The 21,020-nt window shown below is 59.7% G+C and carries 17 protein-coding genes and 1 pseudogene; 9 read left to right on the top strand and 9 right to left on the bottom strand.

Translation table 11 applies throughout. The features are described 5' to 3' along the window. The first annotated feature begins 73 nt into the window (after window positions 1-73). Window positions 74-610, top strand: a complete 537-nt coding sequence (locus tag BLQ03_RS18090) for a hypothetical protein (protein ID WP_139166785.1) — start codon at window positions 74-76, stop codon at window positions 608-610. Between the two features lie 285 nt (window positions 611-895). On the opposite strand, the gene BLQ03_RS16225 is transcribed toward BLQ03_RS18090, so the two are convergent. Beyond that, window positions 896-1,282, bottom strand: coding sequence for an avidin/streptavidin family protein (locus BLQ03_RS16225; protein ID WP_090757363.1), 387 nt, complete (start codon window positions 1,280-1,282; stop codon window positions 896-898). Between the two features lie 236 nt (window positions 1,283-1,518). After that, window positions 1,519-1,728 (bottom strand): annotated as a pseudogene (locus tag BLQ03_RS16230) (transposase); the annotation flags it as partial. A gap of 320 nt (window positions 1,729-2,048) precedes the next feature. On the opposite strand from BLQ03_RS16230, the gene BLQ03_RS18095 reads away from it, so the two are divergent. After that, complete coding sequence (locus BLQ03_RS18095; protein WP_139166786.1) at window positions 2,049-2,489, top strand: hypothetical protein; 441 nt, start codon at window positions 2,049-2,051, stop codon at window positions 2,487-2,489. Window positions 2,490-2,530: 41 nt separating this feature from the next. Here the strand turns inward: BLQ03_RS18095 and BLQ03_RS16235 are convergent, their stop codons facing one another. From BLQ03_RS16235 to mobQ, 5 genes are all read right to left on the bottom strand, one after another. Further along, window positions 2,531-5,518, bottom strand: a complete 2,988-nt coding sequence (locus BLQ03_RS16235; RefSeq protein ID WP_090757364.1) for a type III restriction-modification system endonuclease — start codon at window positions 5,516-5,518, stop codon at window positions 2,531-2,533. A gap of 10 nt (window positions 5,519-5,528) precedes the next feature. Next, window positions 5,529-7,433 (bottom strand): site-specific DNA-methyltransferase, encoded by a 1,905-nt coding sequence (locus tag BLQ03_RS16240; protein WP_175558920.1) that lies wholly within the window; start codon window positions 7,431-7,433, stop codon window positions 5,529-5,531. A gap of 14 nt (window positions 7,434-7,447) precedes the next feature. After that, window positions 7,448-8,218 carry a DUF4391 domain-containing protein gene (locus BLQ03_RS16245; RefSeq protein WP_217629783.1) on the bottom strand — a complete coding sequence of 257 codons (771 nt, stop codon included), beginning with the start codon at window positions 8,216-8,218 and terminating at the stop codon, window positions 7,448-7,450. Continuing rightward, window positions 8,215-11,433, bottom strand: coding sequence for a helicase-related protein (locus BLQ03_RS16250; protein ID WP_090757366.1), 3,219 nt, complete (start codon window positions 11,431-11,433; stop codon window positions 8,215-8,217). Before BLQ03_RS16250 ends, BLQ03_RS16245 begins: the two co-directional genes overlap by 4 nt. 272 nt (window positions 11,434-11,705) lie before the next feature. Beyond that, a complete protein-coding gene (gene mobQ / locus BLQ03_RS16255; protein WP_090757367.1) occupies window positions 11,706-13,007 on the bottom strand; it encodes a MobQ family relaxase in 1,302 nt (433 codons plus the stop codon). A gap of 512 nt (window positions 13,008-13,519) precedes the next feature. Here mobQ and BLQ03_RS16260 point away from each other — a divergent pair. The 7 genes from BLQ03_RS16260 to BLQ03_RS16290 all read left to right on the top strand — a co-directional run bounded on the left by BLQ03_RS16260 (window position 13,520) and on the right by BLQ03_RS16290 (window position 18,941). Beyond that, a complete protein-coding gene (locus BLQ03_RS16260) occupies window positions 13,520-13,831 on the top strand; it encodes a mobilization protein (protein ID WP_245688981.1) in 312 nt (103 codons plus the stop codon). Next, window positions 13,828-15,519 (top strand): type IV secretory system conjugative DNA transfer family protein, encoded by a 1,692-nt coding sequence (locus BLQ03_RS16265; protein ID WP_090757368.1) that lies wholly within the window; start codon window positions 13,828-13,830, stop codon window positions 15,517-15,519. Before BLQ03_RS16260 ends, BLQ03_RS16265 begins: the two co-directional genes overlap by 4 nt. Before the next feature lie 17 nt (window positions 15,520-15,536). After that, window positions 15,537-16,004, top strand: coding sequence for a hypothetical protein (locus BLQ03_RS16270; protein ID WP_139166787.1), 468 nt, complete (start codon window positions 15,537-15,539; stop codon window positions 16,002-16,004). A 316-nt stretch (window positions 16,005-16,320) separates the two neighbouring features. Beyond that, window positions 16,321-17,364, top strand: a complete 1,044-nt coding sequence (locus tag BLQ03_RS16275; protein WP_090757370.1) for a replication initiator protein A — start codon at window positions 16,321-16,323, stop codon at window positions 17,362-17,364. A gap of 116 nt (window positions 17,365-17,480) precedes the next feature. Continuing rightward, window positions 17,481-18,134, top strand: a complete 654-nt coding sequence (locus BLQ03_RS16280; protein ID WP_090757371.1) for a ParA family protein — start codon at window positions 17,481-17,483, stop codon at window positions 18,132-18,134. Beyond that, window positions 18,134-18,391: a hypothetical protein gene (locus tag BLQ03_RS16285; RefSeq protein WP_090757372.1), complete on the top strand. Its 258-nt coding sequence runs from the start codon at window positions 18,134-18,136 to the stop codon at window positions 18,389-18,391. Before BLQ03_RS16280 ends, BLQ03_RS16285 begins: the two co-directional genes overlap by 1 nt. 22 nt (window positions 18,392-18,413) lie before the next feature. Further along, window positions 18,414-18,941 (top strand): hypothetical protein, encoded by a 528-nt coding sequence (locus tag BLQ03_RS16290; RefSeq protein ID WP_090757373.1) that lies wholly within the window; start codon window positions 18,414-18,416, stop codon window positions 18,939-18,941. A gap of 70 nt (window positions 18,942-19,011) precedes the next feature. Here BLQ03_RS16290 and BLQ03_RS16295 read toward each other — a convergent pair whose 3' ends face one another. Next, window positions 19,012-19,623: a recombinase family protein gene (locus BLQ03_RS16295; protein ID WP_245688983.1), complete on the bottom strand. Its 612-nt coding sequence runs from the start codon at window positions 19,621-19,623 to the stop codon at window positions 19,012-19,014. A 108-nt stretch (window positions 19,624-19,731) separates the two neighbouring features. Next, the gene (locus BLQ03_RS16300; protein WP_090757375.1) at window positions 19,732-20,109 is read right to left on the bottom strand and encodes a hypothetical protein; all 378 of its coding nucleotides are present in this window, start codon (window positions 20,107-20,109) and stop codon (window positions 19,732-19,734) included. Window positions 20,110-21,020: the final 911 nt, after the last annotated feature.

Consider the following 21,020-nt stretch of genomic DNA (forward strand, 5'->3'; position numbering starts at 1 on the left):
GAGCAGGAAGAGCAGGAAGAGCAGGAAGAGCAGGCGACATACAATTAGAAATAGTAATGTCTATGGGTGACCGATGAGGAGAGAATACATAGGCGATACTATCGGAGCGCTAGGAGTCATCATAGGAGCCTTTTTAGGGCTGCTTCCCTGGCTTCTTGGCGACGACGAATCAGACCGGATCATTCCTGACGTGGCGACCCCCACGCGCAGCGTTGCCGAGGTGCTGGCCAAGGTCCAAGGCGATGATGTACGCCGTATCATTAATTTTGGGATGGTGGGCCTAAACAACAGTGGCCTTATCCAAAGCTGCCTTCACAACGCCGAGGACGAACAAGAACTCGCGGCCTATCAAAGTCTAGAGAAGATTGGCCTTGGAACGCTTGAAGTTCGTGCGGCATCGCAGGCTTCGCCCCATATGGTGCAAGCCGATGGACCTGACGAAGACGGAGATTGGTGGGCGATGATTGGACCAGAGATGCTAGAGAGCATGTGTATGGACACAAGAACGTGCAGGCGTTCGTTTTCTTTTGTTCCGTCTGATCTAGGCATCGAGGTCAGGACCTATCTGCGCAATCTTCTTGTATTTCAAATCGACAATATAACCAATTGATTGCGCCCACCTACAAACGGCTATTTATAGCACACCGCGACGCGGCAAGCTACTTTTAATACGGAACCGCTCCTGTGCCGTGGCGTCCGAATACCAATTAGACTCAGGCCGCACATGCTATGCGTCGAACCAAGACACCGTTAACGGTTCTATATCTCCTCGGACAAATGGAAGACTCCATGGTCGCTCTGGACCTTTAGAGTACCCCTCCTCGCTAGAGTGGAAGTGGTTGACAAGGAGTACCGTATCGGCCACTCCCAGCAATTCCGTGCATTATGGCTGACCTTAGCCACCCCCCTTGGTCTCGTCTTCTTTTGGAATAACTGCCTCCGAGATTCGCCTAAACTGATCGCTTCCAGTTCTCGTTGATGCCCAGAGTTCCTCGAACTCGTTACCCTCGGCTACATCGGTCTCGTGTAGATAATGGGCATCAATCATGGGATTACCAGGCTCGCCTGTAGCTTGCCCCACCCACGCAACAACTGTTCCAAATTCTTTGTATGTAGCCGCGAACGTGATACGATCACCGTTCACCCATCCCACTACCGGCGCCTTGATTTCCTTTCCATTATCGCTGACGCCGGAGTCGAATGTACCAGTTAAGGCACTACCCTCTTGCTTCAATTCCAGCAAAGAGTTCTTTGTGTTATTCCATCGGCCACTGAAGTCCATTTTCTCTCCTCCTGTGTGTGATAGCTTTGACTTTACCCTTGATGTGCGTTGTCGCACAACGTCCAAGTAGATCTTCAAGCAGAGGGTTGAGCCGCTTGTTTGGCCGGATGAACAAGTGACGTCCGCACAACCATACCGGGTACCAACACAACGCTTCGATTTATAAGCGATTAGGTGTTCAGGCTTGGCATCTGGTGGATCAGGTGAAGGATGAATCTGCCTGGCCTTGAGGTCTAGACCTGGGTCAAGCTCGCCCGCAACAGCCGTTCCGGCGTGATGGAGGGACGACCCTCGGCCGAGTAGAGCCGGTCGAACTCGGCATCGAGGCTGGCCAGCGCGTCGTTGAGGATCGGGCGCACCTTGCGCAGTGGGTGCCCGGCCGGGATGCGCTCCTTAAGGTCGACATAGCTGAACAGCTTCCCCGACACCTTGTCTGTCCCGCGCATCCTCACCGCCCGCAAGCGCTGCCGTCAGGTGAATCATGACCCCCAAACAGCGTCGAGGGCGGAGTTCTTCAGCACCCTGTTAGGTGGAACCGACTGTGCGAAATTTAGGATTTCTGCGACGCGGGAGACGTAGGTGGCGCTTGTTTTTCGTGGGGTCAACGCCTGCCTTGCACGGCTGATAAAGAGCAGAGGTCTAGCGTAAGCCAGACCCCAGCCCTGCTCATACACCTAGACCAAAGGAAATATTTAGGTACTGTTCTTCCAACTGCAGACGCAGGGAAACCACTGGATAGATGTGCATTCTGAAAAAGGTGAAATAGATGAGATCTAAAGAATGGTTCTATGGAAGATGCGTCGCTTTAGTGGGAGAAAATAATAATCTGCAAGGTATTGCATGGCGAGCGCTAAAGTTGGGAGTCGAGGGGGTGGACAACTCCCGAGGGCATATGAACCATTCAATTGGCGTTGCGCAAAAATTCCTTGAGGACAACCCAAACATCTTGGATCAAATCAATCAACTGGAATTAGACGCTGTAAATCTTGGGGACAATGCTCATGCTGATATACAGCAAGCATTTATTAATTGGATAAATAATAAACACGGCGAGTTTGGACAAGTAGGAAACAATAACTTCGGATACAATTTTGATACTTTTAAATCTGTTGCAACTCCTCGCCTAGGAGGGCGCCGCGCAGGTGGCGGCGGAGCAGATAATGAGTTTCATATTGCACTGCGGCTGGTTGCGCGGTTTATGCAATAAAATAATGGCCCTGTATTTAATAATAATACAGGGCCATTACTTCAGACGTGATCCATAAGATCATCTATTCTAGTTGCTTTCACATATCTTGCGGGATTATCACCGGTAGCGATTGAGCGGAAATGCGCTTCGCCGCAGGCAATTTTTGCGTTTTCGCTATCACGAAGATCATCGTTGAACAGGCTGCCCTTTGTCTCCACTACAAAGTAGAGACGCTCATCGCTGTTGACGTTAACCAGAACGGCCCAGTCTGGATTGTAGGTGCCGAGCGGCGTGGGCACTTTGAACCATCTCGGTAGCTTGGCGTAAATCTTGACGGCTTCGTTTTTCTCCAACTGTTCCGCAAAGGGACGCTCAATCCCGCCGGAGTCATAGACGACGTGCTCAAACACCGATTTCTCGGTATCCTTGAGCATATTCCGAAGATAGCCGGTCAGCTCTTCTTGCTCGAACAGTTCCTGGGCATAGTAATGGTCATCTCCGATCCGCTGGTATTTGATGCCGTCCACAACAGCAAGGCGTTTCGTTCGGTTGATGATTTCCCCGGCAATCTCTATGAACGCCTGCGGATTACGCTTGAAATCACCAAGCCGTCCGCACTCCATAAGAATGCGCACAAGGCTCTTCCGCGTGAGTTGCGTGCGGTCCTGTAGGTCAGTCAACACGTCGGGCAACAGAATGTCACCCTCTTCGATTGCGACGACCGTGCCGCTGTTCTTATCCTGCTCCTTCGCCTCCACTCCGCTCTTTCCGATGGACAGATCGGCTTTTCGGATGCGGACGCGCGCCTTCCCGATCGGAGGACCTTTCTTGATGGCCGCAGCACAGTCGGTAATCAGCTTCTCGTTATCGAAGTGCAGCCGGTAGGTCGTCTTGTGCTTGATCCTATCCCATAGAGCCTGGAACTCGGCGCTCTCCAGAATCGCTTGGCGTGTTTTCACGACAACCCGCTCGTCGGCATTCTTGATGTCGAGCTTGCCCGCGATCTTCTTCAGCGCCTCACGCACCGGCGCCACATGAGCAGCCAGCGGTTCCGGCAGGGCCAATGTGCCCTCCTTCAGCGCCGTGCGCAGCGTGTCCTGCACCTTCCCCTTGGCATCGATAAAGCCATGCGCCCTCAGATGATCAAAAATGGCCACCGAAGCATCCATACCGAGCATGGTAGTCGAGCCGTCGCCCTGGACGACAGGAATCGCCGCAAACTGGTGCGTTTCGACGATCCCGAACTTGATGCCTGTGTCCTTTTCGATCTCCTTCTGGAGGTTTTCTGCAAATTCCTCATAGCTTTCGGTCGCGATCACTGTCAGCGTGTTGACCTCGAAGCCGCGTAGGCGCTCCCCCTTCTGGTTGACAGCCAGACGCAGGCCCCGTCCGATCGTCTGTCGCCGCTCCCGCTCAGTGCCGATCTCGCGCAGTGCACAAATCTGGAAGACGTTAGGGTTGTCCCAACCTTCTTTCAGCGCGGAGTGCGAGAAGATGAACTTCAGCTTGGTGTCGAAGCTGAGGAGTTTCTCCTTGTCCTTCATGATGAGGTTGTAAGCCCGTTCGGCGTTGTCACGGTTGACCTGGTTGTTGTCCGCCGTGTCGGTCCACCGGCGCGCCTTGTCGATGGAGAAGTATCCTTCATGCACCTCCGCTGGTTCGGAGGTCAGATCGACTTCCTTGAACAGTCTGGAAAACTCGGGCAGCTTGGCCGCGCGTCGGTATTCTTCCTCGAAAATGACCGCATATTTGCCCTTCGCCGGATTCCCTTCCGCGTCGTAGCTTCGGTAGAATTCGACAGAGTCGATAAAGAACAGGCTGAGGACCTTGATCCCGAGCGGCGCGAGCCGCTTCTCTTTCTCCAGATGCTCCTGAATCGTCCGGCGGATCATCAGACGCTTGACCGCATCCGCATCCACGTCGCCCACGGCCTGCCCGGGCTGAAGAAAGCTCTCGCCACCGGGCGTCTTGACCTCAAGAAGCTGGTTGTCCTTGGCTGCGCGGATCTCACCGATCCGGCAGTCGGCATAGACCGCCCGCTTCGTCAGCTCCTGAAGATCGTCGCCATCTTGGACGACCACCTCTTTGCGGCGCACGGCCTTGCCGTCCAGCACATCGATCTCGACGCGCGCGGTGATTGGCCCCTTGCCGTTGCTGGTAGAGATAAAGCGCAGATACGCTTTGTTGTGGCCGCCCTCGACTTCCAGCGAGGCTACCTCGATTTGCTTCACCAGCTTGCGTTCATACGCATCCACGGCATCGAGGCGGAACACCATGTGATGCTTGTCCACATGGGTGGCGGAGTAGCGCAGCGTACAGAGAGGGTTCATCTCGCCTAGAGCAGTCTTGCCCGCGCCGGAGAGGCCGCCATCGACGCTTTGCGGCTCATCGACGATCAGGATGGGACGTGTAGCGCGGATCAGGTCGATTGGGCGCTCTCCGCCCGTCTTCTCACTGTCTTTGTAGAGGTTGTTCACGTCCTTCTTGTTGATGGCCCCGACGGTGACAACCATGATCTGGATGTTCGGACTGGTGGCGAAGTTGCGCACCTGGCCGAGTTTCCCGGAATCGTAGAGAAAATAGTCGAAGGGTTGACCGGAATAGAGGCCCTTGAAGTGCTCTTCGGTGATCTGGAGTGTCTTATAAACACCCTCCTTGATCGGGACCGAAGGCACGACAATCACGAACTTCGTGAAGCCGAACCGCTTGTTCAGTTCGAAGATCGTGCGCAGATAGACGTAAGTTTTCCCGGTCCCCGTCTCCATCTCAACCGTGAAGTCGCCGGATGTGAGCGCGCTTGACGGCGCGAGCCCGTTGCGGACCTGGATGTCATTCAGATTCCCGATGATCTCGTCATCGAGCAGGGTTAGACGGTTGCCGATCCCCAGCTCACTCTCGACAAGTCCCAGCTCCGCCTGCGCGCCGTCCCTAGCGGCACGGGTGACGGTAAATTCCGTCCGATTGATCTCCTGCCCCCGGAACAGGTCCACCACGGACTCGATGGCGGCCTTTTGGTAGTCAAGGTCGGGCTCGAAATGAAGTTTCACCACTCCCTCCTTACAGGCTGCGCACGTCGGTGATGCCGTTCTGGTTCAGGATTGCCGCCATGTTGGTCTTGGCAATGTCGTCGGCAAACCCGGAGTCCTTGAACACGACGCGAGTATCGACCGCGGGCGCAAGCTCCTTGTGCCAGGCGACGATCCCGGCGCTCAGCGGCTCCACAACGTCCTCCGAGAGGCCGTCCGCCAAGCACACAATTAGCACGCCGCCACCGATGGCGTGTACCGCTTTCCCGTCGATCTCCCTGCGCTCGATCGGCACGCACAGGTCGAGACCGAGCTTCAGCAGCAGTTCATAGAGCACATCCGTTTCAGTCCGCCCTTGGACCACGTGCTCAGCGTTCTTGAGCAGACTGTCTTCGAGGTTGGCTGCGTCGGGCTCCCATGCGCGGATGTTCGAGGAGGCGAGCTTAAAGACGCGGAACCCTGTATCTCCTGTAAAGGTGGGATTCTCTAACTTAATCTTAGTGCCTGCGGCCTTCACACGAGCTTTAGTGACGTCGAAAATAGAAATGAAGTCCTTGTCCTCAGTCGGCTCAGGAAATTGGACCATTATGAAACGTCGATTCCCGCCGCGATCCTTGTTCAACTCAAGTACTGCATGCGCAGTGGTGCCGCTGCCAGCAAAGAAATCGAGAACAATGGCGTTATCATCGTTTGCTGTGGCTGCAAGTATACTGTCATACACAGCCCATAAGCTTTTCGGAAATGTAAAAGGGGAGCCGGGTACGAGATTCCCTACGATGCCGGTACCATATTCATTGGCATCGTATCGCTTGTCTGTCCAGACGGTCTTATAAAGCCCAAAATTCTTTCCAAGTTCTATTTCGTAACCGGACTTGGTGGGCTTAGCTCGCAGAAGATGTCGAATTGCCTCAACTGATTGCCGCGCATACCGCCATTTTCGCTCTACACCCGAACGATCTATAGGATAGATATACGATAGTTCTCCATCTATTTCCGTTTGTCGAGGATGAATGTCATCGCCGGTTACGTCTCCAAATCCAACTATTTGCCCGTCCTTAACGAGCACGGGGTAAAAGCAATTTTTTGCGTCAGTTCTTTCAGACTCTGTTCCCCAGTTTCTGAACTGGGTCCACTCAATCTCCGACGAATCTATATTGCGGTCGGCAATTGCTTTAGCCCCCGCAGGGAAGACAAAAAAAGCGTACTCGTGGACGTAAGAGAAATTCTTACCTTGAACACCCCGAGGGTTATGAACAACAGGTACGCATACATGGTCATAACTGCCCTCCTCAAAGACCTCTTTGAGGATCATGCCCAGTTGCGTGACTTCGTTGTCGTCAATGGTTGCGATTAGAACACCATCTTCGGCCAGAAGATTTCTTGCCAGCTTAAGGCGCGGGTACATCATAGACAACCAGTTGGTGTGAAATCTGCCACCCGTATCTGGATTGCTTGTAAGTTTTAGATTGCCGTCAGTTTGCCCAGTGATTTCGAGGTAAGCTTTAATGCCATCCTGGTAGTCGTTCGGATATATTAGGTTTCTTCCTGTATTATATGGTGGATCGATATAGATCGCCTTTACTTTGCGATTGTAGCTTTTTTGTAGAAGTTTTAGCACTTCAAGGTTGTCACCCTCGATCATCAGGTTCTGTGTTGTATCCCAGTTCACACTTTCCTCTGGACACGGTAGCAGCGTGCCCGTGGAAGGAGTCAGCGCGATCTGGCGCGCCTTGCGCTTGCCGTGCCAGTTTAGACCGTACTTTTCTTCCCGCTCATCGACAGCCTCGCCGAGGAGCTGCTTCAGCACATCGAAATCGATGGCCCCTTCCTTGAAGGCTTCCGGGAACAACGCCTTCAGCGCCTCCACGTTACCCGCAACGATGTCGGCGCTCCGGGTGTCGGGATCGTTCAGGTCGAGTTTCTTGATAGCGGTCATGGGCAGGTGCGTCCTCAAAGGTTTTTTTTGTAGGAGGCGAGATCGGCTTCGAGGCGCTGAATCTGGACGTTCAGGTCCACACGCCGGCTGAGCTGTTTCTCGCGTTTGGCTTTGCCGCGCAGACCCGTGATCTGGCGCGTAATCTGCGCAGCCGCGTCGAGCGCACGGCGGCGTTGCTCGATCACTTCCACATCGTCGGTTGCGGCATAGGTACCCGTCAGTCGAGACGCCTTCAGCGCTTCGATACAGGCGAGCCATCCCTCATACAGGGCGGACAGGTCACGGCGCGGTTGCTTCGCTAGGGCAAGGCTTTCAAGGAACCTTTGCTCAGCAGGAGCTGGTCGGTCGGGATGCAATCCCGTGGCCGCAACCACGCCGTCGATCACCATCCGCTCCGCTTCGTTCTGGGACCGGCGCTTGTGTGCGGCGGATACCGTCAAACCCTCCTGATCGCTTGTCAGGAGGATGACAGGATACGGGATCGCCCGATGGATCAGCTCGATCAGCCGTACTGCCTTGGCACCCGCCCGCAACGCGCAGGCTACGACAGCAATCTCCAGATACTCCCGCACATCATCCTCAAAGGCCGGCACGCCGATCGTGGCCGGTTTGCAGGCCGCCAGCCATTGCAGCTCGTCGATCCCGTCCTGAATGGCGCGCTTGTCGGCAGCGGTCGGTGCCCCCTGCTCTACCAAAAGTTTCTTGGGCACACGCGCGTCCACCCGCGCCTCTGGCGGCAGGCCGAGGGCTTCAACGATCGGAAGCATGGCGGAGGTCGCCGTCATGCGGTTGCCGCTTCGTCGGGCAGCACCGCCAGGAAGGCCACAACTTCGAAGTCATTGATCCCGGCAAACTCGCCCTTCAGAGCGTGCGTACCGCCTGGCGAGAAGAGGCTCGCGATCCCCCGCTCTTCGCTTTTCCCGACGACCGAAGCGACGGCGCGGGCCAGCAGCTTCTGGTAGGGCTCCATATCGCGCCCGAAGCGCGTGGCCTGATCGAAGCGCGTGCAGGCCTTGGCATCTGGCAGGTCACGGCCGATGCTGAGCTTTTTCAGGCGGTCAAGCACCTGCTTTGCCTGCGTGTAGGAAAGAAGAACGTCGCCATCATCGCTGACGTGCACCACGAAATGAGGGCTGAGGGGATAGCCCGGCTCTGCCGCCTTCCGGGCAGCCTCGCCAACCGCGCGCAGGCAGAAGATCGCGCCCGCCGCGATGGCCCCGTCCGCACTTGCGGCCTGGTTTGCCGGTGCCGAGACAACAGCATAGGTGCCAAGGGGTAGGGACTCGAGCAGGTCGCGGTTCTCCCGAAAGTATCCCGAAAGGTCGATCCGGAAGTCATTCAGCGTGAGATCCGCGATCGACACGCCGCTCGACAAGTCCTCCAAGTCGATCACGGCATCCTGAAGCTGCTGGAGCTGGGCGCGCCTGTATTCCAGATCGTTCATCTGGTTCCCGGCCTGAAACTCGATGACATTCTCCTCGCCCGTCGCCGACACGTCGAGCAGCACCATGCGTCCGCTGACGCGGGACTCCAGATCGAGATATTCGTCCAGCTCCATATTGGGCCAGAAGTTCACAAGCTGGATTTGCGTGTTGGGAGAGCCAATGCGGTCGATGCGCCCGAAGCGCTGAATGATCCGCACCGGGTTCCAGTGAATGTCGTAGTTCACCAGATAGTCGCAATCCTGAAGGTTCTGGCCTTCCGAGATGCAGTCCGTGGCAATCAGGAGGTCAATTTCCTCCTCCTCGGCCAGCTCATCAGGGCGTTCCTTGGAGCGCGGCGAGAAGGCGCTCAGGATCGTGCTCATGTCACCGCGCAAGCCCGGCACCGTCGTCTTGTTCGCGCCGGTGCCCGTCACAACCGCAACATTGAGCCCGAGCGTCCTTTTCGCCCAAGGTGCCAGCGCGTGGTACAGGTAGTCCGCCGTGTCCGCGAAAGCCGTGAACAGCAGCAGCTTGCGGTTGCCGTCATTGATCGGCTCATGCGCCTTCTGCGCGATCACCTGTTTCAGGGCGTCGAGTTTGGCATCGCGATCGGCGGTGACAGCCTGCGCTGCCGAGAGCAGCGTTGCCAACCGGTTGCGATCCTCAGTCAAGTCTTGCCGCCAGCGGACGCGATCCACGTCCTGAAGCAGCACCTTGACCTTGCGCCCGACCAGCAACTCCTCGAAGGCCGTGTCATCGACATCGGTGTCATCGATCACCAGCTCCTCAACGGCTTCTTCATGCGCGTCGATCCTGGCGAGCAGCGCGTTCACATCGGCGAGCTGCCGCTGGATCGTGAGTGCAAAGGACGCGACCGAGCTTTCCATCCGCTTTAGGATGTTCACCCGGAGCAGATGGATCAGGCTTTCCTCGCGGTCCACCTGCCGGAAGATGCGCTCGCCGCCCCGGATTTTCGTGCTGTATTTTTCATCATAGGCCGCTTGCTTGTGGGGCACCACGTAGCGGAGTGGGGCATAGGCGCCAAGCGTGAGCCGACGAATTTCATTGTTGATCTCGCGGATCGAGCGAAATTCACCGGTCAGATCAACATCGGCCTTGATATTGACGGGGGGCAATCGTTCGGGGAAGGTCCCTGTCTCCGCAGTGCCGTAGTAGCGCTGCACATGCTTGCGCGAGCGCGCAATGGTGAGCATATCGAGCAGCTTGAAGTAGTCGAAGCCGAGCATATCCATCAGCCGTGACGAACGACGCTCGTCGGGCGGCAGGTCAAGCCAGCGGTTGAACTGTGTCTGGGCCTTCCGGATCGTGGCTTCGATGCTGGGGATGCCGTGCCCCATCAGGGCGATGTCATTACCTTCCGTCATGAAGGCAATCTGGTTTTTGAGGTCGGCGAGGCGGTTGTTCACCGGCGTTGCCGACAGCATCAGCACCTTGGTTTTCACGCCCGCCTTGATGACGCGCTTCATCAGGTGGTCGTAGCGTGTATCACGATCCTTGTGGGTCGCCTTATTTCGGAAATTATGGGACTCGTCGATGACGACGAGATCGTAGTTGCCCCAATTCACATGGCTTAGATCAATGTCGCCGGACAGGCCGCCGTCCCGCGACAGATCGGTATGGTTCAGAACATCATAGTTCAGGCGATCTCCGGCCAGGATATTGCGGCGATCGTTGGCCCGGTACAGAGTCCAGTTATCGCGGAGCCGTTTCGGGCACAGCACAAGCACGCGGTCATTGCGCAGCTCATAATATTTGATAACTGCCAACGCCTCGAACGTCTTTCCCAAGCCGACGCTGTCGGCAATGATGCAGCCGCCAATCCGCTCCAGCTTGTCGATCGCTCCAACGACTCCATCTCTCTGGAACTTGAAAAGCTTCTTCCAAATGATTGTGTCGCGGATTCCAGTGGCGGATTTGATGATGCGCTCCTCATCCAGCTCCTCGCCCAAGTCCCTGAAGAGCTCGAACAGGAACTTGAAATAAAGCAGCGACGGCGCACGCTGGCTCATTGCATCATCGAGCAGCGCCGTCAGTGATCCCTGCGCGCCGTCCGTGGGCTTCAAGCCGTTCCAGCTCGCTTGGAACCACTCCGAAAAGGCGGTCGCTTCTTCGTCAGCATCAGATGCCTGCACTAGCCCGAGTTGGCCGCCAGGCGTGATTCCCAGTCCTTCGCTCGTGAACGCGCAGGTGCCGATGAGGGCGCGACGGTGCGTGTCCTTAGCCACCACGATCAGGGATTGTGGCGGTGCGGCTGGCGCGTGCCGTATCTCCGCGTGCTTATCGATCCACTCTGCTGCGGTTCTTGCCAGCCATCGGCCCTGGAGCTTGCCGCGCGCTGCGATGTCCGCAGCCCCTCCAAAAAGCGAACCGGATAGAGCAGCTTTTTCTCCGAGCAGAATGCGGCAATTTTCGGACTTCAGGAGAAGATCGCGCAGTTCGGCGAAGGCATAGAGCGAGAATGCCGGTGACATGAGGTCGATGGCTGAGCCGGGTTCCAGCCACGCCCGAAGGCAGTCGATGGCGCGCTCGTTCCCGGCGTTGCGAAGGATTTTCATGCGGCTGGCTCGTGTGTAATTCAGTCGCGCTTCCGCCGTGCTGAGCGGCATATGGTTGAGAGCAGGGCTTCTCTTTCCGCATTTGCGATCATGTCAGTCATGCTCCCTCTCCTTCCGCGGGCGTTGCCATATCCCCACTGGGCTATCAATTCCCACGCCGCCAAGCCGTTCTCACAGGTAGCGCGGCTAATCAACCTTCACGGGAAAAGGGCACCCTCAGCCCTGCGCATAGACACAGTTGCTAGGTTCACGGCAACCTTGTCGCCCCTGACCTACAATTCATGCGCATCCCCGCGATCCCTATGCCGGTGTGCGCCCTCGCCCCGCTCGTGACCGTGCTCCCTGTCGAGTCTCTCCCGTGCAACCGGCTTTTCCCGCGCCAGCACCGCCTGTAGCCGTTCGCGGATGCTCCGCGCCTCCTGCCCGTGCGCTGAGCCGCCAGCCTCGGGCTCCGCCTGCTCTGCCTCCCTGCCGAAGATACGCCCGAGCCGGGCACGGATGTCGTCCCCCTCGTGCTCCGGCCCAGTCTCGTATGCGACCTCGGCCTCCTTGCGGCCGCTCCCCCGGTCCAGGATGCGCGCCAGCCGGTCCCGGATGCTGCCGGCTTCCAGGGTGTGCTCCCGTGCCTGCTCCTGCTTATGGGACACGTCCACCCCATGCTTCCGCGCAGCGGCCCGGAGTGCCGCGAGCCCGGCTGTCACCCGGTCCGCCCCCTCCTCGCGGGCATGGGTGTAGGTCTCGCGGGCGAGCTCCAACCGGGCGCGCAGCTCGGCCAGGAGCGCCCGCTCCTGCCGTGCCGCCTGCACCGCCGCGCCCCGCTCGGTCACGGGCACGTAGTCCCGATCCTCATACCAGGCCGCCTGCATCTCGCGCCGCTCGATGGCGGAGGCGGCCGGCCCGAGCTTGATCTCCGGCGCGCGGTCCAGCTCCTCTGCCCGGAACTCGTGGCCCTCGGCCAGCGCCGCCTCGCGCTGCGCGACCAAGCTGCGATGATCCACCCGCACCTCGTGCCCCTGCCGCTCCAGTGCCAGGTTCTGCAGCTCCGCCCACCGCGCGCGCATCGCCTCGATCTCGGGCCCGCCGGTCGCCTTGGCGTCAAGGACGCGGGTCTTGTCGGTGAGGCCCTCGGCGGTCAGCACGCGGGTGGTGGTCAGCACATGGGCATGGTGGTTGCGCTGGTCGCCGTCGCGGTGCGGGGCGTGGATCGCCACGTCCGCCGCCACCCCGTAGCGCGACACCAGTTCGGCCGCGAAGCCCATCACCAGCATCCGCCGCTCAGTTGCGTCGAGCTCGGCTGGCAGCGCCAGCTCCCACTCGCGAGCGGTGACGCTGTTCGCGCGCGTCTCCCGTGCCTCGGCCGCGTTCCAGAGCGCCGCGCGATCCTGCGCCCAATCCGGTGCATTGTCAGGCGCGAGGATGAAGCTGTCCTCGACGCCGGCCTTGCGCGTGTAGTCGTGCATGCGTCCCTCGCGCGCGCAAACGATCTCGCAACCGGCACGGTAGGCCGCGGCGGCGGTGGCCGAGCGCCCGGCGCTACGTTTGATCGTCTTGACTGAGAGGTGGTAGCTCGCCACGGCCGCTCACCCGTGTCCGCAGGAACGCGCGGTGAGACCGGCCGCGCGGCGGGCACCACCGGCCAAGGCCGTGAGCACGCCGGACGCAACGGACGCCCGGGTCCCGTCCCCGAGCGGGACCCTGCACGCGGATCGCGTGCACCGGCGGCGACAGGTCCGGCAGCGCGCCAGGAGGACCGGAGCCCCCATGTGGCGCAGGTCCGACCGGCCGCCGGGCACAACGTAGGTCTGTGCAGACGCGAGAGAACGCGATCCAACCGCGCAGGTTGGCCCGGATGGGTTCGGGAAGGCGGGACGGCCTTCCTGATCCGGCGCAATCTGCGCCGGAAGGGGGTCGCTGTCGGCAGGGGGCGCTTGCCCCCGGGAGACCGCACGCAAACCGCAGGTTTGCATAAGTGCGCCATTCTCACTGCTGTTCGTCGGGTCCACGCTAGACGGCACCGTCTTGGCAGGCAACGCTGACGTGGGCAGAGTGGAGAGGCAACAGGCACAAAAGGATGGGGGGATTTCTCATGGCCGAGACCGAGCTCGACCGGGCCCAGAAGCGCTACGAGCAGGCCAAGGCGAGGCTTCAGGCGCTAAGGAACCGGGAAGCCGCCCGCGAGCGCAAGATCGACACCCGCCGCAAGGTCATCCTTGGCGGTGCGCTTATGGACTTGGCCACACGGGACACCAACGCCGCCGCGATGCTCGACCGGCTGGTCCGCAACCTCCCCCGGGAGCAGGACCGAAAGACCTTCGACGGCTGGACCTTGGACCAGCGCGCGGCCGGGGAGGACAGCGACATGACCCCTGCCCCGTCCGGCCCTGACAGCGCCGCATGATCCGCAGCGTCTTCGGTTTCCTCGTTCTGCTGGGGACGCTGGCGATCGCCGTGCCCTGGGCGCTGCTGGTGCTGGCCTTCGGCCTCGTCCTCGCCTTCGTCCTCATCACCTTCGGCTTTGTCTTCGGGCAGATGCTGATCTTCGGCCTGGACACGATCGACGAGCCCAACTCCCTCTTCGGCTGGTTGGGCTATGCCCTCTGTGTCCTGACAGGCTGGGCCCTCGTCCTCTCGCTTTGGGCCGAGCACTTCGGCATCGCCCGGCTCTTCGCCCGCACCCGCGACAGCCATGGCTCTGCCCGCCTCGCCTCAAAGGCCGAGCGCCGCGATCTCGCCAAGAGCGACAAGGGGCTGCTGATCGGCCGCGATGCCGACAGCGGCCGGCTGCTGCGCTACGATGGCCCGGCGCATCTGCTGACCCTCGCCCCCACCCGCGCCGGCAAGGGCGTCGGCACCGTGATCCCGAACCTCCTCCTCGTGCCACGCCCGATGCTGGTCATTGATCCCAAGGGCGAGAACGCCCGCATCACCCACGAGGCCCGCGCCAGGCTCGGGCCGGTCCATGTCCTCGACCCCTTCGGCGTCACTGGCCTGCCGTCCGCCGCCTACAACCCGCTCGCCCGCCTTGCGCCCGACAGCCTCGACCTCGGCGAAGACGCCGCCTCTCTCGCCGAAGCCCTGGTCATGGACCCGCCCGGCGAGACCGGCGACGCTCACTGGAACGAGGAGGCCAAGGCGCTGCTCGCCGGCCTGATCCTCTTCGTCGCCGTTCACGAGGCCAAGGACCGTCGCACGCTCGCCTCGGTGCGCGAGTACCTGACCTTGCCGCCGGAACAGTTCCGCGCCCTCCTCGGGCTCATGCAGGAGAGCCCCGGCGCCGGCGGGCTGATCGCCCGGGCCGCCAACCGCCATCTCGGCAAGGCGGACCGCGAGGCCGCGGGCGTGCTGTCCTCGGCGCAGCGCCACACCCACTTCCTCGACAGCCCGCGCATCGCCGCCAGCCTGGCCCGCTCCGACTTCAGCTTCGCCAGCCTGCGCCACGAGGTCGCCTCGGTGTTCCTGGTGCTGCCGCCGAACCGCCTCGACGCCTACAGCCGCTGGCTGCGCCTCCTGGTCAGCCAGGCACTGTCGGAGATCGCCCGGGACGCGGAGACCGCCCAAGGGGCTCCAGAAGCCCCAGGAGCTGCACAGAAGCCGCAGGAGGGCTCTCCGACCCTTCGGGAGCCCACCCTGTTCCTCCTCGACGAGTTCGCGGCCCTGGGCCGCCTGGAGGCGGTGGAGCGGGCCATGGGGCTGATGGCGGGCTACGGGCTCCAGCTCTGGCCCATCCTGCAGGACCTGAGCCAGCTGCGCGCCCTCTATGGGCCCCGCGCCAACACCTTCGTCGCCAACGCCGGCGTCCTGCAGTGTTTCGGGGTCAACGACTACGAGACCGCCAAGGCCTTGAGCCAGCTCATGGGCCAGATGACCACCGGCTACACCACCCGCAGCCATGGCAGCGACGACAACTACTCGATCACCCACCAGCTGACCGGGCGCGACCTGCTGACGCCGGACGAGATCATGCAGATGTCCCCGCATCTCCAGCTCCTGCGCCTGCAGGGCCGGCCGATGATCCTGGCCCGCAAGCTCCGCTACCACGCCGACCCCGAGTTCCGCGGCCTCTTCCCGCCGCAATCCGCCACCTGACAGGACCGCACACCCCCATGCCCGACAGACCACCACCCGCACCCCCTGCCCTGTCCGATGTGGCCCTGCGTGAAACCCTCGACCTCCTGGGCCAGGTCGTCGCCAGCATGTCGGCGCGCATCGACAAACAGGGCGAAAGGATCGAGGCCTTGGCCAAGGCCGTGGAGAAGATCCGCAGCGCGGCCAAACGCACGGAACAGCAGACCGACCCGGCCGCCTATGCCCGCTTCATCGGCGCCGAAGTCGAGACGGCGCTCGATGGGGTCCTCGATCAGTTTGCCGCGGCCATCCGGGCAATCCGCAGCGACCACGAAACCACCGCCGCCCGCCTCAAGGAACTGGAACAGGCCGAGGAGGCTGCACTGGTACGCCTGCGGCAGGAGATCGATGCAGCTGCACGTTGGCGCGGGCGAGTGCCGTGGGTCTGGGCAGGTGCTGTCTTCACAGCCCTTCTGCTGGCGGTGGTCCTCAAGGGTTCGCTCTAGGCGGCCGCTACGTACGCTGATGTGATAAAGTCCTAGAGAGGGTTAGAACCTGTTAGAGTTAGAGTTACAGGATTCATGTGATCCCGTAACTATATAGAAAAAAACTAAAATATTGACGTTCGCCAATCTCTTTGGTGTGTAAAGTGACGAATCTTGGTGTGTAAAGTGACGAATCCTAGTGTGCGAAGTGACGAAAGGAAGTCGAGAGTTGTCCACAGGTGCCAGTGTGCGAAGTGACGATCCTTGACCTGTGGTGGGTGAAATGACGATGATAACCCTATGGTGTTTGAAGTGACGAGTTCTTCGTGGTGTACAGGTGGCTGAAGTGGCAAACGAGCGCTCGCCTCTTCTGCCGGATCGGCATCCGCAGCGCGACCTGTTCGTATGCGACATCGTGGACGCTGTTCCCAAGGGCGACATGTCCTCAATGGAGCATCCTGTTTTCTCACTCTCGACCAAGCCCGATATGCGTCCTCGTCGATACGAACGAGGCGGCAACTGGATCGAGATTTCGCCCTCCCGCTATGGGCTCGCCACGGTCCACGACCGGGACGTGCTGATCTACTGCATCAGTCAGTGCATGGGTGCTCTAAACGAAGGCCGCAAAGTCGCCCGCACTCTTCGCTTCAAGGCGCACGATCTTCTGGTAGCAACTAACCGGCAGACGTCAGGGCGAGGCTATGACCTGCTGAAGGACGCCCTGCGGCGACTGCAGGGCACGCAGATCGAGACGAATCTTCGCCAAGGCGACAAGGAGTACTTCAAAGTATTTGGCCTCATCGACTCCGCCGAGATTGTGCGCGAGACGCGCGACGGGCGTATGCTCGATGTGGAGATTACCCTGTCAGATTGGGTATTCGACGCTATTGAGAACAACCATGTCCTGACGCTGAACCGGCGCTACTTCTTCCTGCGCAAGCCGCTCGAACGCCGCCTTTATGAGCTCGCCCGGAAGCACTGCGGGCAGCAGCAGGAGTGGCGGATTGGTCTGGACACCCTACGGGAGAAATGCGGCTCTGGATCATCGCCCAAGGAGTTCAAGCGCCTGGTCAGCAAAATCATCGATGATGATGCGCAGCACGACTACATGCCGGACTACGCCCTGACCCTCAATGATGACGTCCTGGTAGTTCGCCCGAAGAAGGAGGGGGTGCAGATACCCTTGCCCCTCTCTTCTTTAACGGGCCTGCGGATCAACTCGGACAGTTACGACAAGGCAAGGCAGCTCGCGCCCGGATGGGACGTGCATGTGCTAGAAAGCGAATGGCGCTCGTGGGTGATTGAGAAAGGCATCACCGTGAAGAGCCCCGACGCGCATTTCCTCGGCTTCTGCAAGAAGCGCGGACCCTATCGACTTTAAGCATGCTTGCATGCAAGAATGCATAGCGTGTTTGTTGATAGCATTGCGGCATGCATCGCGCTGAACATGAAAGCGTGATAGAATGAATCAAAAGCAAGAAACGAGAAGCAGTGACCATGACTTACATAATCGGGATGGTGTCCCAGAAGGGGGGAGTCGGTAAGTCCACCCTTGCCCGAATGATGGTGCGGGAGTTCGTCTCCGGCGGCATGACAGCAAAGATCGCGGACCTCGACACGCAGCAGCAGACCTGTACGAATTGGGCCGGGCGGCGCGCCGAAAACGGCGTGACGCCCGAACTTCAGGTGCAGAGCTTTGCCAGCGTCAAGATGGCGTTAGAAGACGCGACGCGCTTCGACGCGCTGATTCTGGACGGCAAGCCGAACGCCTCCGATCAGACCCTTGAAATCGCCCAGGCCGCGGATCTTGTGGTGATCCCCTCGGGACAGACGGTCGATGATCTGCACCCTGGCGTGGTGCTGGCGCACAGCCTGCGCAAGAAGGGGATCGCTCCCGAGAAGATCTCCTTCGCCATGTTCAAGACGACGGGAAGCGATCGCGAGAACCAGGCTGCACGGCAGTATCTGGTTGATGCCGGTTACACAGTGCTGGACGGCGACGTACCGGTCTCGACGGCCTACGGCTCGGCTTCGGACATAGGGAAGGCGATTACCGAAACCTCGTTCCGGACGCTCAACAGTCGCGCCGCGGCGCTGGCGCAGAGCGTGATCGACAAGATGGCAGAGCTTCAGGAAAGGCAGAGCGCGTGATGGCAACGGACCTTGCGAAGCTGAAGAGGGGGAAGGGGACACCACCGCCTGCGGAGGAAGCCCCCGATGTGATCGCCGAGAACGTGCGGACGGACGAGAAAGCGCCGTTGCGCCCGCTACAGGTTCGGATTCCGGCAAACGTCTTCGAGGAATTCAGCGAGATGGCTGGGCGGGAATTCGGCTTCACTCACGGCGCGAAAAAGCAACTTTTCCTAAAGATGTGGAAAGCATACAAGGCGCAAAGCAGGCAAACATGATTGCATGCAATAGCTGCTCCTGATGATCTTCAACGTCTGCTCCATCGCTGAAGTCGAAGCGGCCCTTGCGATAATCGAAGACAACACCGCGTACGCCTGCGCGGTGTTGAGGGAGCTTCCCGCTGATCCAGTCCAAGCGCTGGCCTGCCTCAAGTTCGATCCGATCGGCTCCCATCCTCTCGAACGAAGGCCGCTCAACATCGTGGAGCAGATAAATCAGACCTTCAGCTACCTTGTGGCGCTGAAGGCGGCTCGGCTTCTGCTGGAATGGCACCCAGATGGGGAAGGCTTCCGGCTTGCACCGGGGGCGCACGCGGCGGTCGGTGGGCTCGATGTGGAAAGTCTCGCGCCTGGTATCGTCGGCGCGGAGACCTTCGCGGCGGTCCGGCCTGAGAACAACCGGAAGCTCGCAGGCGATCTGGTGAAGATGGCCGCCCGACCTGAACGGTTCCGGTACGTGTTCTTCATGTCCCCTTTGTTCCCGCGTACCGAGCGTCAAGCAAAACTGGAGCGGGATGGTGTTCAGGTATGGTCAGTTGCCATGCAATAATCAATGCATGAAAAGCGCGTTTGCGCTTAGCAGAAACGTGCCTCGAAGAGTTCGGAAGGTGGAACCAAGACTAAAAGAGCCGTACCCGCGCAGCAGCCGCTACTTTCGAGTGTGGCGTTAGGCAAAGCCGAGAAATCGTCGAGTGGTGCACCGCGTAGCTCCGGGCGATCGCCGTGATGCTCTCGCCTTCCTCGCGCCTCTCCCGGGCCTCCCGCTGCTGGTGCGGCGTGAGCTTGGGCTTGCGCCCCATCTTCCGGCCCTCGGCCTTGGCGCGGGCTCGCCCCTCGCCGGTGCGGGCGCGGATCAGCTCACGCTCGAACTCCGCCAAGCCCGCCAGCACCGTGAGCATGAGACGGCCGTGCGGGCTCGTCGTGTCAGCCCAGGGATCACCTAAGGAGCGGAAGGCGGCACCTTTGTCCGCCAAGGCGCCAAGCACGTTAAGGAGGTCGCGTGTGGAGCGCGCGAGCCGGTCTAGGCGCGTCACCAGCACCACGTCACCGGGACGCACCTCCCTAAGCAGCCGCGTGAGCTGCGCCCGGTCACGCTTGGCGCCCGAGGCGGTTTCGCGAAACACCTGGCCCGCGCCAGCGGCCTTGAGGCTCTCCACCTGTGGCGCGAGCGCCTGGCTGTCGGTGCTCACCCGCGCATAACCCAAGGTGCGGGGCAGGGGGATCGCGGACAAGTCATCTTCTGCACAGGACATACGCACAGACTAAGCTGCTGATCCGCCTAGGTCGAGCAGGCTGTGCAAAAATCAGAACTCATGCACAGGGTCTGCTTCCCAGAGGCATCACTCGGCCTCATCGTCCTCTTCATCATCCTCGTCGTCACCAAGTTCCTTAGCGATCTGATCCATGTCGATGCTGCCGTCGGTGATAGCTCGGCGCTCTTGGTCGGTAAAAACCTGCTTCCCTGTTACCACCTTCGCGCCCTCAAGCGCGGATAGGTTCACAACAGCGAACATGCCAGAGTCGAGTTCGACCAGAAGCAAGCCCTCCTCAAGGCCGATCTCCATAAGAGGCGAGAGAAAGGCCGCGCGGAGTCGCTTACGGCTCGCGAGATGCATGATGGTCTTCTTTGAGACCCGCGCACGAGACTGGCTTGCGCGTAGCATCAAGAGTCGAAGGAGCAGGATCGTGTCTTCAGCAGAACGGTACGTCTTCGCCATTGTTGCCTCCTTGGCTGGGTGGCGAAGATATAACCGTGTTTTACGGCTACATAAACCTCTTTTTACGGTGATAAAGGTTAAGCCTTTCCGCGACTGACGCCGAGCAAGGACAGAGCTTGGAGCCGCCGGAGCAGTTCCCACACTGCCATGCATCCCCCTGCCACAAGGTGTGGCAGGGGGATGCATGGCACAGACCAAACCATGAATAAGGCAGAGACGAGCAAGGCGTGCGTAAATCAAGCTGCGCATAGCCTGCTATGCGCAGCTTGAGTTCGGCGCGTCCGCTAGGGATTTGCCGAGCGGACCTAGGAAGGCTTAGAGGCCGCAAGGAAGCGGAACAGGGTAGGAGGGCGTCCACCTTCCGTTACACCTGCCCAGAAAGAGGAGGTGCGACGAATGCGTGATGAGGAGCAACGCTCCAGCGGCAGCATCGCGCAACTCTTCACCAAGACCAAACAGCGTCACACAAGGCTTTGTCCCACCTAGCGTCGCAGGCCCCGGCCTCGTAGCTTGGCGATCAGCACAGGCAGGAACACCGCAGCTATGACGGGCATGCCGAAACTGCGTAGCAATAGCTCGCTTGCAGATGCCGGCTGCTTGTCGAGGTTATCTAACGTCATCAATCGAGAGATCTCCCAGCTTCCATGGTGCGAGCCCATCCGGCGGATGAATAACGGGTAGGGGCTCTGTCGCCCCCTCATCCAACCGTCTTCTCCAACAAGTCAAAACACTCCAAATAGATCCTTGGGTGGAAATTAGAACTTTTGCACAGCCATTGCTCTCAGTTCAAAACAGCATTATAATTCAAAACTATGCGAGCAAAATGGATTAATAGTTCACTCTTATCTATCTCTGCGATCTTAATCCATTAACAACTGAGCAGGAAGAGCAGGAAGAGCAGGAAGAGCAGG

Source organism: Paracoccus chinensis (assembly GCF_900102885.1).
Lineage (GTDB): Bacteria > Pseudomonadota > Alphaproteobacteria > Rhodobacterales > Rhodobacteraceae > Paracoccus > Paracoccus chinensis.

Excerpts from the sequence above, each read along its gene's own strand:
- BLQ03_RS18090 (WP_139166785.1), top strand. The coding sequence starts at position 74 with ATGAGGAGAGAATACATAGGCGATACTATCGGAGCGCTAGGAGTCATC.
- BLQ03_RS16260 (WP_245688981.1), top strand. The coding sequence starts at position 13,520 with ATGGCCGAGACCGAGCTCGACCGGGCCCAGAAGCGCTACGAGCAGGCC.
- BLQ03_RS16225 (WP_090757363.1), bottom strand. The coding sequence starts at position 1,282 with ATGGACTTCAGTGGCCGATGGAATAACACAAAGAACTCTTTGCTGGAA.
- BLQ03_RS16245 (WP_217629783.1), bottom strand. The coding sequence starts at position 8,218 with ATGACGGCGACCTCCGCCATGCTTCCGATCGTTGAAGCCCTCGGCCTG.
- BLQ03_RS18095 (WP_139166786.1), top strand. The coding sequence starts at position 2,049 with ATGAGATCTAAAGAATGGTTCTATGGAAGATGCGTCGCTTTAGTGGGA.
- BLQ03_RS16240 (WP_175558920.1), bottom strand. The coding sequence starts at position 7,433 with ATGACCGCTATCAAGAAACTCGACCTGAACGATCCCGACACCCGGAGC.
- BLQ03_RS16290 (WP_090757373.1), top strand. The coding sequence starts at position 18,414 with ATGATCTTCAACGTCTGCTCCATCGCTGAAGTCGAAGCGGCCCTTGCG.
- BLQ03_RS16250 (WP_090757366.1), bottom strand. The coding sequence starts at position 11,433 with ATGAAAATCCTTCGCAACGCCGGGAACGAGCGCGCCATCGACTGCCTT.
- BLQ03_RS16300 (WP_090757375.1), bottom strand. The coding sequence starts at position 20,109 with ATGGCGAAGACGTACCGTTCTGCTGAAGACACGATCCTGCTCCTTCGA.
- BLQ03_RS16280 (WP_090757371.1), top strand. The coding sequence starts at position 17,481 with ATGACTTACATAATCGGGATGGTGTCCCAGAAGGGGGGAGTCGGTAAG.
- BLQ03_RS16285 (WP_090757372.1), top strand. The coding sequence starts at position 18,134 with ATGGCAACGGACCTTGCGAAGCTGAAGAGGGGGAAGGGGACACCACCG.
- BLQ03_RS16265 (WP_090757368.1), top strand. The coding sequence starts at position 13,828 with ATGATCCGCAGCGTCTTCGGTTTCCTCGTTCTGCTGGGGACGCTGGCG.
- BLQ03_RS16270 (WP_139166787.1), top strand. The coding sequence starts at position 15,537 with ATGCCCGACAGACCACCACCCGCACCCCCTGCCCTGTCCGATGTGGCC.